Annotated in this window: 16 protein-coding genes and 1 pseudogene; 7 read left to right on the forward strand and 10 right to left on the reverse strand. The window is 68.7% G+C overall.

Going from position 1 to position 12,047, the window contains the following annotated elements; all coding sequences use genetic code 11:
• From QH276_RS16875 to menE, 3 genes are all read left to right on the forward strand, one after another.
• Positions 1-275: DUF2064 domain-containing protein (locus tag QH276_RS16875; RefSeq protein ID WP_280406805.1), on the forward strand; the 275-nt coding region annotated here is incomplete at its 5' end.
• Between the two features lie 119 nt (positions 276-394).
• Positions 395-778: a VOC family protein gene (locus QH276_RS16880; RefSeq protein ID WP_280396912.1), complete on the forward strand. Its 384-nt coding sequence runs from the start codon at positions 395-397 to the stop codon at positions 776-778.
• Positions 779-1,099: 321 nt separating this feature from the next.
• Positions 1,100-2,236, forward strand: coding sequence for an o-succinylbenzoate--CoA ligase (gene menE / locus QH276_RS16885; protein ID WP_280396947.1), 1,137 nt, complete (start codon positions 1,100-1,102; stop codon positions 2,234-2,236).
• A 120-nt stretch (positions 2,237-2,356) separates the two neighbouring features.
• Here the strand turns inward: menE and QH276_RS16890 are convergent, their stop codons facing one another.
• Positions 2,357-2,644: a hypothetical protein gene (locus QH276_RS16890; RefSeq protein ID WP_280396913.1), complete on the reverse strand. Its 288-nt coding sequence runs from the start codon at positions 2,642-2,644 to the stop codon at positions 2,357-2,359.
• A 178-nt stretch (positions 2,645-2,822) separates the two neighbouring features.
• Here QH276_RS16890 and QH276_RS16895 point away from each other — a divergent pair, with 178 nt between their 5' ends.
• Complete coding sequence (locus tag QH276_RS16895) at positions 2,823-3,695, forward strand: 1,4-dihydroxy-2-naphthoate polyprenyltransferase (protein WP_280396914.1); 873 nt, start codon at positions 2,823-2,825, stop codon at positions 3,693-3,695.
• 44 nt (positions 3,696-3,739) lie between these two features.
• Here the strand turns inward: QH276_RS16895 and QH276_RS16900 are convergent, their stop codons facing one another.
• Genes QH276_RS16900 through QH276_RS16910 form a run of 3 tightly spaced genes read right to left on the reverse strand, consistent with a single transcriptional unit; the run spans position 3,740 to position 4,971 of the window.
• The gene (locus QH276_RS16900; protein ID WP_280396915.1) at positions 3,740-4,120 is read right to left on the reverse strand and encodes a phage holin family protein; all 381 of its coding nucleotides are present in this window, start codon (positions 4,118-4,120) and stop codon (positions 3,740-3,742) included.
• A gap of 59 nt (positions 4,121-4,179) precedes the next feature.
• Complete coding sequence (locus QH276_RS16905) at positions 4,180-4,749, reverse strand: Clp protease N-terminal domain-containing protein (protein WP_280396916.1); 570 nt, start codon at positions 4,747-4,749, stop codon at positions 4,180-4,182.
• Positions 4,750-4,971 (reverse strand): helix-turn-helix domain-containing protein, encoded by a 222-nt coding sequence (locus QH276_RS16910; RefSeq protein ID WP_280396917.1) that lies wholly within the window; start codon positions 4,969-4,971, stop codon positions 4,750-4,752.
• A gap of 106 nt (positions 4,972-5,077) precedes the next feature.
• Between QH276_RS16910 and QH276_RS16915 the strand changes: the two are divergent.
• Positions 5,078-5,303 (forward strand): annotated as a pseudogene (locus QH276_RS16915) (ATP-binding cassette domain-containing protein); the annotation flags it as partial.
• A gap of 147 nt (positions 5,304-5,450) precedes the next feature.
• Here QH276_RS16915 and QH276_RS16920 read toward each other — a convergent pair.
• Together QH276_RS16920 and QH276_RS16925 are read right to left on the reverse strand one after the other, a co-directional pair.
• Positions 5,451-6,536, reverse strand: coding sequence for a PLP-dependent cysteine synthase family protein (locus QH276_RS16920; RefSeq protein WP_280396918.1), 1,086 nt, complete (start codon positions 6,534-6,536; stop codon positions 5,451-5,453).
• Positions 6,533-7,129, reverse strand: a complete 597-nt coding sequence (locus QH276_RS16925; RefSeq protein WP_280396919.1) for a DUF4229 domain-containing protein — start codon at positions 7,127-7,129, stop codon at positions 6,533-6,535. The genes QH276_RS16920 and QH276_RS16925 overlap by 4 nt, the downstream gene beginning before the upstream one ends.
• A gap of 160 nt (positions 7,130-7,289) precedes the next feature.
• Here QH276_RS16925 and QH276_RS16930 point away from each other — a divergent pair, with 160 nt between their 5' ends.
• Together QH276_RS16930 and QH276_RS16935 are read left to right on the forward strand one after the other, a co-directional pair.
• The gene (locus QH276_RS16930) at positions 7,290-7,505 is read left to right on the forward strand and encodes a BldC family transcriptional regulator (RefSeq protein WP_280396920.1); all 216 of its coding nucleotides are present in this window, start codon (positions 7,290-7,292) and stop codon (positions 7,503-7,505) included.
• Positions 7,506-7,646: 141 nt separating this feature from the next.
• Positions 7,647-7,847 carry a hypothetical protein gene (locus QH276_RS16935; RefSeq protein WP_280396921.1) on the forward strand — a complete coding sequence of 67 codons (201 nt, stop codon included), beginning with the start codon at positions 7,647-7,649 and terminating at the stop codon, positions 7,845-7,847.
• Between the two features lie 53 nt (positions 7,848-7,900).
• Here QH276_RS16935 and QH276_RS16940 read toward each other — a convergent pair whose 3' ends face one another.
• The 4 genes from QH276_RS16940 to QH276_RS16955 form a co-directional block, all read right to left on the reverse strand.
• Complete coding sequence (locus tag QH276_RS16940) at positions 7,901-8,125, reverse strand: hypothetical protein (RefSeq protein ID WP_280396922.1); 225 nt, start codon at positions 8,123-8,125, stop codon at positions 7,901-7,903.
• A 209-nt stretch (positions 8,126-8,334) separates the two neighbouring features.
• Positions 8,335-9,303: a c-type cytochrome biogenesis protein CcsB gene (gene ccsB / locus QH276_RS16945; RefSeq protein WP_280396948.1), complete on the reverse strand. Its 969-nt coding sequence runs from the start codon at positions 9,301-9,303 to the stop codon at positions 8,335-8,337.
• Positions 9,303-10,934: a cytochrome c biogenesis protein ResB gene (gene resB / locus QH276_RS16950; protein ID WP_280396923.1), complete on the reverse strand. Its 1,632-nt coding sequence runs from the start codon at positions 10,932-10,934 to the stop codon at positions 9,303-9,305. The genes ccsB and resB overlap by 1 nt, the downstream gene beginning before the upstream one ends.
• Positions 10,931-11,803, reverse strand: coding sequence for a cytochrome c biogenesis CcdA family protein (locus QH276_RS16955; protein WP_280396924.1), 873 nt, complete (start codon positions 11,801-11,803; stop codon positions 10,931-10,933). The genes resB and QH276_RS16955 overlap by 4 nt, the downstream gene beginning before the upstream one ends.
• Positions 11,804-12,047 lie beyond the last annotated feature (244 nt).

Consider the following 12,047-nt stretch of genomic DNA (forward strand, 5'->3'; position numbering starts at 1 on the left):
GTCCCGGCGTGCTCACCGAGGCCGCCCGCTCGCTCGCCGCAGGTGCCGAGGCACTGCTCGGCCCGGCCGGTGACGGCGGCTGGTGGGCGCTGGGACTTTCCGATCCCCGGGCCGCCCGGCTGCTCACCGGCCGTGCCGACGATGCGTGGCTGGCGAACTGGTCACGCGCCGAGGCCGTGGCGTCCCATCCGATCGACCCGCTACGGCTCACCGAGATCGTGGTCGATCTGCTGAGCCGCCGTACCGCCGCCGCCCCCCCAGGCCACCGGTTCTGACCTGCTGCTGGGCCGCCTGGTAGCGCGCCCCGATCCGATTGCCCCCCAACCGCGGCGGCGGGGCGTCCGCGGACGCCGGTCCCACGCCTGCGGTCGCGGCGCCCCTACACTTGTTCAGGGTGGATATCCTCAGCAGCCGGATCATTCTGCGCCCGCGCGACTATGCGACCACGCTGGCGTTCTACCGCGATTCCCTGGGCTTGGCCGTAGCCCGGGAATACCCGGGCGGCACGGTGTTCTTCGCCGGGCAGGCACTGCTCGAGATCGCCGGGCACGGCGGGTCGGCGGACGATCCGGCCGGGTTCGCGGGAGCGATCTGGTTGCAGGTGCGCGATGTCGGAGCGGTCGCGGTCGAACTGGCCCTGCGCGGGGTGACGATCGACCGCGCGCCGGTGACCGAACCGTGGGGTCTGGTCGAAATGTGGCTGACCGATCCCGACGGTGTGCCGATCGTGCTGGTGGAAGTGCCGCAGGAGCATCCGCTCCGGCGGGACAACCGCTGATCGGGACCGGTCCGGTTTTCCGACGGGTTGCCAAGGACCGGCCCGCCGGGCGACGATACGATCGGATGGCCGCCCGATCACCGACGCCCGGTGCGACCGATTTCGTACCGTCCGACGAGTGAATCGCAGTCCCATGCCTGGCGAAGCCCCCTCCGACCATCCGGCTCCGGCGCCCTGTCCCAGCAGCGCCGACCCCTGCTGTCCGCGGTCCGGCGGACATGACACCATCGCAGCCGTGAGCGAGTACAGCGTGCGCACCATGGCTTTCCGGAACCCCGGGGACAAGGCGCGGCCGTGACGAAAACCCTGCGTACCCTGCCCATGCCCACCGGCAGCGGAGTCAGCGATGTCCTACCGCATCTGCGGCAGGTGCTCGACGGCAGCGGTTCGGCGGCCTGGCTGCCGGTGCCCACCAGCGATCGGCGCGAAGCCCGCCGGCTCGGTGACGCACTCGCGCCCGGTGAGCCGATCGACGACGATATCGCGCTGGTCGTCACCACCTCGGGTACCACCGGCGTGCCGAAGGGGGCCATGCTCACCGCGGCCGCGTTACGGGCCAGCGGCGACGCCACCCACGAACGGCTCGGCGGCCCGGGCAGCTGGCTGCTCGCACTGCCGACCCATCACATCGCCGGCCTGCAGGTCCTGATGCGCTCACTGCTGGCGGGCACGGAACCGACGGTGGTGGATGTCTCCGGCGGGTTCCTGCCCGAGGCGCTGGCCGGGGCGATCGCGGGTATGCGCGGGGAACGCCGCTACACCTCGCTGGTGCCGACCCAGTTGATCAAGGTGCTCGACTCCCCGGCCGCGACCGCGGCTCTCGCCGAACTGGACGCCGTACTCATCGGCGGCGCCGCGACCCCGCTACCGCTCTACGAGCGTGCCCGCGACGCCGGAATCAATGTCGTGCGCACCTACGGGATGAGCGAGACCTGCGGCGGTTGCGTGTACGACGGGGTGCCGCTGACCGGCGCCCTGGTGCGGATCGACAGCGGACGGATCCTGCTCGGCGGCGCCATGCTGGCCGCCGGGTACCGCAATATGCCCGACCATCCGGCTTTCGCCGAACCGGGCTGGTTCCGCACCGACGACGCGGGCGTCTTCGACAACGGCGTCCTCCGTGTTCAGGGCCGCCTCGACGAGGCGATCTCCACCGGCGGCCTGCTGGTGATCCCGCAGGTCGTGGAGGCGGTACTCGCAACACATCCCGCAGTCGCCGAATGTGTGGTGCTGGGCCTGCCCGACGACCGGCTCGGGCAGCGGGTCGCGGTCGCGGTGGTACCCGTCCCGGGCGCGACACCCACCCTCGACGAACTGCGCGCGCATGTCCTTGCCGAACTGGACGCCGTCGCGGCGCCGCGCGAACTCACCCTGGTCGACGAGATCCCGCTGCTGGGCCCGGGCAAACCGGACCGTGCCGAACTGCGCAAGCATCTGCTTGCCGGTTCGGCCTCGTGAACCACGCGCTCGCGGGTCGGGCGTAGGTGAGCCGCTGACCCGCGTTCACGCCCGGACCGGCGACGGCCGCGCCGGATACCGCACCACGGCCTCGGCTCGGAGGCGCCGCGCCGGTATGACTCAGGGCTCCTCGTCGGCGTAGGCACCGTCGTAGTCGTCGACCAGCGGTACCGGAATGGACTGTTCGGCCACATCGGCGGGGTCGGCGGCATGCCACCGGTCCGGGACGCCCGCGGCGGGCACGGTGTCCTCCGGAACCGGCATATCCTCCGGAACCGAACGCGGGTCGATATCGGTGTACGGGGCGTCGTCCGGGTAGGCCGGTGCGTCCTGTTCGGCACGGTCGGCCTCGGGCACCGCATCGAAGGCGCCGGGTTCGGCCGTCCGGGAAACCTTGTGCTGGGCCATGGTGGGCTCCTCTCCTCCGCATTGACCTCGCCGGGCGGATACCCGTCGAGAGGAAGATCAGTCCAACGAACTCGAGAATGCCCGCGCGAGCCCGATCGGGCAAGTACCGCCCGCCGTGCACCTGCCGGGTCCGGTCTGCGAATGGGCCCGCTCCGGCCGCGCGCACTAGGCTTCGGGAATGGCTACCGCAGCACAATGGCTCGAGGGCGCCCGGCCCCGCACCCTGCCGAACGCGATCGCCCCCGTTCTCGCCGGAACCGGCGCCGCGGCCGCCATCGACGGTGCCGTCTGGTGGAAAGCGCTGCTGGCGCTGGGGGTTTCGCTGGCTCTGATCATCGGCGTCAATTACGCCAACGACTACTCCGACGGTATCCGCGGTACCGACGACGAACGCGTCGGCCCGCTGCGCCTGGTCGGTTCCGGCCTCGCCACCCCTGCCGCGGTGCGCACCGCGGCCGTGGCGAGCCTCACCGTGGGAGCGGTGCTCGGCCTGGTGCTCGCCGCGCTCTCCGCCTGGTGGCTGGTGCTGATCGGCGCGGTATGCCTGGCCGGGGCGTGGTTCTACACCGGCGGGAGCAAACCCTACGGCTACCGCGGGTTCGGGGAGATCGCGGTTTTCGTGTTCTTCGGCCTGGTCGCGGTGCTCGGCACCCAGTTCGTGCAGGCCGGGCGGGTCGACTGGGCCGGGGTCGCGCTGGCCGTCGGGGTCGGCTCGTTCTCCAGTGCGGTGCTGGTGGCGAACAATCTGCGCGATATCCCCACCGATACCGAATCCGGGAAAACCACCTTGGCGGTGAAACTCGGTGACACCCGAACTCGCACGCTGCACATAGTGCTCCTGGCGGCCCCGTTCGTGATGAGCTCGATCCTCGTACTGCGCACCCCGTGGGTCCTCGTCGGCCTACTCGCCGCGCCGCTGGCCCTGCGCGCCAACGCGCCGGTCCGGGCCGGCAAGGGCGGGCTGGAACTGATCCCCGCGCTCCGCGATTCCGGCCTGGCCATGCTGGCCTGGTCCGCACTCACCGCCCTCGCCCTCGGCCTGGCCGCCTGAACCCCGCCGCCCTATCTCTGGGCGGCACGCTCCGCGCGCCGAACTCAGTCGTCGGGCAGGAGGATGCCGATCGCCCAGTTCACGACGGTGATGATGAGGGCGCCCAGTAACGCGGCCCAGAAGCCGTCGATCCGCAGGCCGTAATCGGTGGCCTCGGTGATCCACGCGGTCAGCCACAGCATCAACGCGTTGATCACCAGCAGGAACAAGCCGAGTGTCACGATCACCAAGGGCAGCGACAGCAACTTCACGATCGGCTTGACGAACGCGTTCACCAGGGTGAACACCACCGCCACCGCGAGCAGGACAACGATTTTCGCGCCGTTGCCCTGATCCGCCGGAGAAATGATCTCGATTTTGCCGACCCACAACGCGGCAAGCCAGATGGCGAACGCGGTGCCGATCAGCCGGAGCACAAGCTGCATACCCCATGCTAGGCACAGTGGTGTTTATTTGCGCGCCTTCGGCGCGCGGGTTTCGGCCCTCAGGCTGCTCGGTCCAGGTGGGTGTTGACCTGGTCTCGTAGTCCGGTGAGAACGTCGGGGCCGCCGAGGAGTTCGGTGGTGACCGGGTTGGGGGCGCGCAGGATGGCGAGCAGGATATGTCCCGACTCGATGGTTTTGTCTTTGCGCGCCAGCGCCTCTCGGAGCGCGAGTTCCACGATCTTCTTGGCGTCCCGGCTGAACGGGATATGCCCGAACCGCATACGGCCGCTCCGGGATTCTTCCGGCGGGACGGCACGATCCAGCGCGTCGGCACCGAAATTCGCTTCCAGGCTTTCACGGACCGCGTCGAGGTCGATTCCGATGGACCGCAGCGCCTCCGCGTCTTCCGCGCCCAGCGGTTCGTCACGCGCCGCGGCGCGGAGGCGGCGCAGCGCGGAGGCGAGGGTGATTCCGTTGCGTTCCAGCAGAGTGTGCAGTGCCGGTTCGGCCTCTTCCAGCAGACCGAGCAACAGATGCTCGACCCCGATCTCCGGTGACCGTAGTTCGCGCGCGGACTCCTGGGCCGCGACAACCGCCGACCGGGCGTTCCTGGTGAACCTCTCGAACATCTACCGACTCCTGACTTTCCGGTTGTATTTCTGATGAACCGCCTGCTTGCTGACCTCGAGCGCGTCCGCGATGGCCTGCCACGACCAGCCCTGGTCCCGGGCGTTGCCCACCTGGATGGCCTCCAGCCGGTCGAGTAGCCGGCGTAGCGCCAGCACCGCCCGCAGCCCCACGGCGGGGTCGGGACTGCCGGCCGCGGCAGCGAGTGTGGTTGCTTCTGTCATATGTCAATTTTGATTGACGACACCGTGGCTGTCAATAAAAATTGACGAAAGGTGCCGCAATCGCGGTGCAAGGGCCGTGCAAGACCGGCAGGGAACCGTGAGTGCCCTGACGAAACACGAATCAGCCGCATCGCTCGCCATCGAGGCGACCGGCCTGGTCAAGGTGTGTTCGGCACCTAGCGCGCCGTCGACGGAGTGAGCCCTGCGGTACCGCAGGGCTCCGTCTACGGCGTCCTCGGACCGAACGGCGCCGGGAAGACCACCACCATCCGCATGCTCGACACGCTGCTACGGCCCGACGGCGCAGCGCCCGCGTCTTCGGCCACGATGTACGGACCTGATCGGCACGCAGTGCGAGCCGATAGCCGCCCGGCCCGCTTCCAGCACGGGGAGACGGCCGCCCGAGCGGCCTGGATCGAGATCCATACCGGAGTCATCGAATGCGCCCGGTGGTATGGCGATCGTGTCGAATCCCGGTGTCAGCCGGACCAGCGGCCGGTCGCGAAGAACTCCTCGAGAACCGCCGTCGGCCCCGTGAGATCCCAGCCCTGTGCGGCGACCCAGTCGTCGTCGAAATAGGTGCCCGCATACCGTTCGCCACCGTCACACAGCAGCGTTACCACACTGCCACCCCGCCCGGCGGCCAGCAGCTCCGCGATCAGTGCGCAGGCACCCCAGAAATTCGTACCGGTCGACCCCCCGACCCGTCGGCCCAAACCGAGACCGGCGAACCGTGCCGCGGCGATCGAGGCGGCATCGGGTACATGGAGCATCCGGTCCACCACCTCCGGGACGAACGAGGGCTCCACCCGCGGCCGGCCGATGCCCTCGATCCGGGAGGGCATCCCGGTCGTGTAATCGCGGGCGCCGGTTTCGTAGGCGCCGTAGAAGGCGGAATTGTCGGGGTCCACCACCGCCAGCCGGGTCGCGTATCGGCGGTACCGCAGGTACCGGCCGATGGTGGCGCTGGTCCCGCCGGTTCCGGCGCCGACGACGATCCATTCCGGCACCGGGTTGGACTCCAGCCGCAACTGCTCGAAGATCGATTCGGCGATATTGTTGTTGCCCCGCCAGTCGGTGGCGCGTTCGGCGTTGGTGAACTGATCCAGATAGTGCCCGCCGCATTCGGCCGCCAGCCGCGCCGCCTCGGTGTACATATCCGGTGGCCGTTCCACATAGTGGCAGCGCCCGCCCTGCGCTTCGATCAGCGCGATCTTCTGCGGCGAGGTACGCGCCGGCACCACCGCGACGAACTCCAGCCCCAGCAATTTGGCGAAATACGCCTCACTGACCGCCGTCGACCCCGAGGACGCCTCCACAATCGTGGTGCCCTCGGTGATCCAGCCGTTGCACAGCCCGTACAGGAACAGCGATCGGGCCAGCCGATGCTTCAGGCTGCCGGTGATATGAGTCGATTCGTCCTTGAGATACAGCTGCACATTCCAGTCCGGCGGCAGCGGATAGCGCAGCAGATGGGTATCGGCGCTGCGTTGCGCGTCGGCGTCGATGAGCCGGACGGCGTTATCGGCCCAATCCCGCGGATTCCCGCGAGTACAGCTCCTCACGCGGTACCGCCGGAGCCGTCCGCCGGGCCCCGCCCCGGTTTCCCGGTACCGGAGTCGTTGCCGGCATCCGCCCCCTCTGCCTTGTCCCGGTCCGCACCGCCGGCCTCGGATCCGGCCGAACCGGTCCGCGAAGTCTCGGGCCGTTCCGCGCTCTCGGGCGCACTCCGGCGGCCGGGCTCGGATTCACCCGGCGAGCTCTCGGGCCGCCCCGACCGGCGTTTGCCCGATTCGTCCGCTCCCGTATCCGTGGGCTCGGCCGCCCCCGGCTCCCCGCGCAACCGGGCGCGCAACTCCGCCTTGTCCCGGCGGCGGCGTTCGTCGATCGCGGCGATATCGGAGTTCACCTGGGCCCGCAGCCCCTTGAACAGCGTGAGCGAGAGCGGCATGGCGATCACGATGGCGAACAGAATGGCCACGACCAGCGGTACCTGCACCGAGACCACCGCGGCACCGGCAACGATCACGACGGTGAGCAGCACGACGAGCACCAGCCGCGCCAGCGTGTAGAGCGCCAGGTTGCGGGCGAGCCGGCGGCCGGGCGAGGTAGCGGGCTGCGGGGCGGTCGATTCCTCGGAAGGGTTCGCGTCACTCACCTGACCAGCGTAAGCGAACCGTTAGCTGCCGCCACACGGGCACATCCGATTTGTCCATTACCTCCCCTTTACCAACAGTAGGTGGTTCGAGTACCCGGGGGTCGCGGTGCCACTATGTCGGAATCCGATGAGAAAACGTGACGAAACAGAAAGGTTTGCCATGACCGCGATTGCCGTCGGGGCCCAGGAGAACCTGCTGACCCCCGGCCAGGTTGCCGCCCTGTTCCACGTAGACCCCAAAACCGTCACCCGCTGGGCACATGCGGGGCGGCTCGGCTCCCTGCGCACCCCGGGCGGACATCGCCGGTTCCGCGAATCGGAGGTGCTGCGCCTGCTCGAATCGCTCACCACCGAAGCGACCGTGCGCGGCGCCTGATATTCGGCTCCGCACCAGGGCACCTCGGCCGCACAGCAGTTGCGGCCGAGCACGACCCGCGGCGGTGATCCACCCTCTCGGGGCCGGTGCTCTTACCGACCGGCACTCCGGGAGTTAACCTCGATAGAGGAGGTGAGCCACGTGATGTACGTGTTGGCACTCATCGTGATCGTGGTGCTCGCGGTGCTGTGCTGGAAAGCGTTCGGGCCCGGACGCCCCACATCCGCGCCGGGACCGGCCCGTAAGCGGGTGCTCGGACCGGATGATGATCCCGAATTCCTCTGGCGTATCTCGCACCCGCGCCACCGCACCGACGGTGATCCGGAATCCACCGAGCCCTGACCACCGAACCGGTACGGCGGGTGCATATCGCCGCGCCACCGGGCGCCGCGTATCTAGTCCGCGGTGCTGTCGAGTTGCGGCAGCCCTTCCACCGCACGCAATTTATCCGCGACGCCGGCCAGCCGGTCCAGCGCCTCGGCGGGTAATCCCACGGCGGTACGGACCAATCGCACGAGAGAATCGGGCTCGAGCCCACAGATGATCGCGGAGTTCGCGGTCTCGGGCGGACAACAATCCGAGCCGGCGCCGTTATCCGAACTGAAATTCTCCGAATCCACTGCCGCTCTCCTCACTGTTCGACGCGGCTTTATCCGCGTGGTGGAGGGGAAATGACCGGTCACGCCCGTTTACTCGAGAACCACCGGGCTGTATGCAGTTCAGCTGTTACCGACGGAACAATAGCAACTGCGCATTGCGGCGGAGTAACGATCATTACCGCGCCGGAAACACCGTGTCGAAATCGGAATGTGACAATTTTCGGCGCGAATCAGGTGAGCCCGGAGTAGCTGTGCAAACCCGAAACGACGAGATTGATGATGAAGAGGTTGAACAGCATGGCGACGAATCCGGCGATATTGATCCATGCCGCTTTCGTATCCCGCCAGCCCGAGGTCGCCCGGGCGTGCAGATACGCGGCGTAGAGCACCCACGCGATGAACGAGCACGTTTCCTTCGGATCCCAGCCCCAGAACCGGCCCCAGGCCGCTTCGGCCCAGATGGCGCCGAGGATGACGCCCGCGCCGAAGAGCGGGAAGCCGATGATCGTCGTGCGGTAGGCCAGCCGGTCCAGCGTGCGGGCATCGGGCAGACGGCGCGCGACGGCCCCGAGGATATTGCCCGATTCCGCGCCTTCGGGCTGGCGCAGCCGGTACAGGAACAGCAGGCTGGCGATACCGGAAACCAGGAAGACACCACTGCCGATACTCACGATCGTGACGTGCAGCGGCAGCCAGAACGACCGCAGCGCCGGCACCACGGGCGCGGCATCGGAGTAGAGCACGGTGCCCGCGAGGAACATCAGGATCAGCACCGGCACCAGCAGGAACGCCCACATTCCGCGGTAGCGGGGATCGCGCATGAAGACGAGTCCCACCACCGCCGCGGCCGCGGTCGCCATGGAAACGAACTCGTACATATTGCCCAGCGGGAAACGGCCGGTCGCGAAACCGCGCACAACGATCGAGGCGATATGCAGGCCGACCGCCACGAAGAGCACCGAGAAGGCGATATTGCCCAGCCGGTCGGACAGCGGCACCCGGGGGGCCTCGCTGATCTTGCCCGGCGTATCGCTCCCGGCGCTGACCCCACCGGCCGCGACCAATTCCCTTTCCCCGGCCTGCCGGGCGCGCGCGGAGGCGTACTGCACGATCAGCAGGACCAGCACCAGCGCGTACACGACGATCGACGTTTTGTAGGCGAGGTCGCTGTAGCCGGCGAGAGTCTCGTCGATCGGCATCATTGTTCTCCCGTGTCGGTCCCAGAAGCGTCCAGCAGACGGTGCCGTAGGCGCTCGAACTCCCCGCCCCAGCCGGCCTGATCGGTGCGGGCCAGCCCGCCCATTTCTACTACGACGCGTCGTTGGTCCACGGTACCCTCCGGGGTCACCCGCAACCACACCCGCCTCCGGGAAATGAGCAGCGAGACCAGCAACCCGCCCATCATCACCAGCGCGCTCACCAGCACCCACTGCTGTGCCGGATCGTGGGAGACCTGCAGGTTCACGAATTCCTCGGCACCGTCGAAGCGGATCTCGGTGCCGTTGGGCAGGGTGGTCGATTCACCCGGCCGCAGGTTCACCCGCGCTTCTTTGGCCAGCCGGCCCTGCCGCACCATTTCCTGATCCAGCGCGAAGATCGACTGCGGCCGGCCGGTGTCCAGGCCCGTATCCCCGCGATAGATATCCACCGCCACGGCGGGATCGGTCATCTCCGGGTACACCGAGGTGAGCAGCGAACCGTGGAAACTGGCGGTCGGCGCGAACAGGCCCTCGATCGCGATCTGGTTCTGCCGCCGCTCGGTATCGGTGGTGTACATACCGCCGGGCGGATCGATCCGCAGCACGCCGCTGGACAGGAAGGTCTGCATATCGTTGGGCTGCCACTGCACCGTCTCGGTACGGGTTTCGCCGTTGGGGAAGGTGACAGTGAACGTGGGCGCGTACCCGTGCCCCTGCAGATAGACGCGGTCCCCGCCGACCCGCAGCGGATGGTTCACCTTGATGGTCGTATCCCGCCAGGTGTTCGTCTCCAGGTCCGTACCCGACTGATACGCGATATCGGAGGTGAACATCTCGGCTTGACCGTTGTCGAGATAGTCGGCCCGGAAATTCTTCACCTGCACACACAACGGGGTCATCCCGGTGCCGTCGTTGACGTTCCCGGCGCGGAAGGAATCGAAAACCGCCGGTGAGGTGGTACAGAAGCCGGGCCCGCCGTTGGCGATCACGATCACATTGCCCTCGTAACTGAACAACCGTCCCACCGCGATGGCCACCAGCAGCCCGACCAGCGCGAGGTGGAAAACCAGATTGCCCAGTTCGCGTGTGTAGCCCTTCTCCGCCGACAGCGTCACCTCACCGTCGCGTTCGCCCGCCCGGACTTCGGTGCGCCAGCCGCGCAACCGCGTCCGCGCCTGTTCGGCGATCTCGGCCGCGGACCCGTCGACCACCGCACGGTGGTGGTGCGGTAGCCGGGCCAGATTGCGCGGCACCCGCACCGGCGGGGTGCGCAGCGCGCGGTAGTGGTCCACGGTGCGCGGCAGGATGCAGCCCACCAGCGAGATGAACAGCAGCACGTACACCGCGGTGAACCAGAAGCTGGAGAACACGTCGAACAGCTCGAACCGGTCCATCCACTCGCCGAGCATCGGACGGTCGGCGATGTACTCCGCGACCTTCTGCTCGTTCAGGTTCCGCTGCGGCAGCAGCGCACCCGGAATCGCGGCCAAGGCCAGCAGGAACAGCAGCACCAGCGCGGTACGCATACTGGTGAGCCCACGCCAGCCGTTGCGGATCAGCGCCCGGGCACGGCCCAGCGGGGACTGCCGGGGCGGACGTGCGGGCGCCTCGGGGTGGTCGGTCACGGTCATATCGGCAACGTCACCCCGGAGACGAAACCGTCGCGCACCCAGCCGATGAACACTTCCCATGCCCCGGTCACCAGCGCCACGCCGACAGCTATGAGCAGGATGCCGCCGAGCATTTGAATGCTTCGGGAGTTGCGTCGCAGCCAGCCCACCCCGCGCAGCGCGCTCGCCGACCCGAAGGCCAGCACCACGAAAGGCAACCCGAGGCCGAGACAGTACGCCACGATCAGCGCGACCCCGCGCGCGGCGGTGGTGCCCTCGGTCCCTGCGGCCACCGCCATCACACCCGACAGGGTGGGCCCGAGACACGGCGTCCAGCCGAGCGCGAACACCGCACCGAGCAGCGGCGCCCCGGCGACACCGGCCAGTCGGCGCGGCGCCATCCGGGTATCGCGCTGCAACGCCGGGATCAACCCGAGAAAAGCCAGGCCCATCACGATGGTGACGACGCCGCCCAGCCGCTGTAGCAACTCACGGTTCACGTTGAGGGTCTGAATGAGCCCGAAAACGGTCGCGGTGGCCAGCACGAAAACCACGGTGAAGCCCGCGACGAACAATCCGGCCGCACCGGCGACCCGCAACCGCCCGCTCTCCGCGGGCGGGGCCGTTTTCCGGTCGGGGCCGGTCAGTACCGCCGTCGCGCCCGGCCCGGCCGCCGTACGCCCGCGCCGGGCCTCCTCGACCGTCACCGGTGGTGTCTGCGCACCCACCAGACCGGCCAGATACGACAGATACCCCGGCACCAGCGGCACCACGCACGGCGAGGCGAACGACACCAGACCGGCCAGCAGGCAGGCGCCGAGGGCCAGCAGCAGCGGCCCCGTGGCCGCCGTCTGCTGGAATGACTCCCCCACTCCTGCCAGAACCGTCAACGCGAACTACGCTCCGCTTCCGGTTCGGAATTGCTCGTACGGCGGTCTTCACCCCGGCCGCCCGGCGCGGTCGAACCGCGCGCCCCGGACGGCCGCGAGTTCGACACCCTCCGGTCGCTACCGGCGGTGGCCGCCGGCTGTAGCTCCCAGGAACCGAGCGACGATTTCACCAGTACCTCGGCGCGTACCCCCCGCGGGGGGCGGGTGGCGCCGTACCGGCGGACACCTCGGGACCGAAGACTTC

The organism is Nocardia carnea, assembly GCF_029869215.1.
Lineage (GTDB): Bacteria > Actinomycetota > Actinomycetes > Mycobacteriales > Mycobacteriaceae > Nocardia > Nocardia carnea_B.

What these genes read in the sequence shown, in the direction of transcription:
- menE (WP_280396947.1), top strand. Translation starts at nt 1,100, where the DNA reads ATGCCCACCGGCAGCGGAGTCAGCGATGTCCTACCGCATCTGCGGCAG.
- QH276_RS16890 (WP_280396913.1), bottom strand. Translation starts at nt 2,644, where the DNA reads ATGGCCCAGCACAAGGTTTCCCGGACGGCCGAACCCGGCGCCTTCGAT.
- QH276_RS16895 (WP_280396914.1), top strand. Translation starts at nt 2,823, where the DNA reads ATGGCTACCGCAGCACAATGGCTCGAGGGCGCCCGGCCCCGCACCCTG.
- QH276_RS16900 (WP_280396915.1), bottom strand. Translation starts at nt 4,120, where the DNA reads ATGCAGCTTGTGCTCCGGCTGATCGGCACCGCGTTCGCCATCTGGCTT.
- QH276_RS16905 (WP_280396916.1), bottom strand. Translation starts at nt 4,749, where the DNA reads ATGTTCGAGAGGTTCACCAGGAACGCCCGGTCGGCGGTTGTCGCGGCC.
- QH276_RS16910 (WP_280396917.1), bottom strand. Translation starts at nt 4,971, where the DNA reads ATGACAGAAGCAACCACACTCGCTGCCGCGGCCGGCAGTCCCGACCCC.
- QH276_RS16930 (WP_280396920.1), top strand. Translation starts at nt 7,290, where the DNA reads ATGACCGCGATTGCCGTCGGGGCCCAGGAGAACCTGCTGACCCCCGGC.
- ccsB (WP_280396948.1), bottom strand. Translation starts at nt 9,303, where the DNA reads ATGCCGATCGACGAGACTCTCGCCGGCTACAGCGACCTCGCCTACAAA.
- resB (WP_280396923.1), bottom strand. Translation starts at nt 10,934, where the DNA reads ATGACCGTGACCGACCACCCCGAGGCGCCCGCACGTCCGCCCCGGCAG.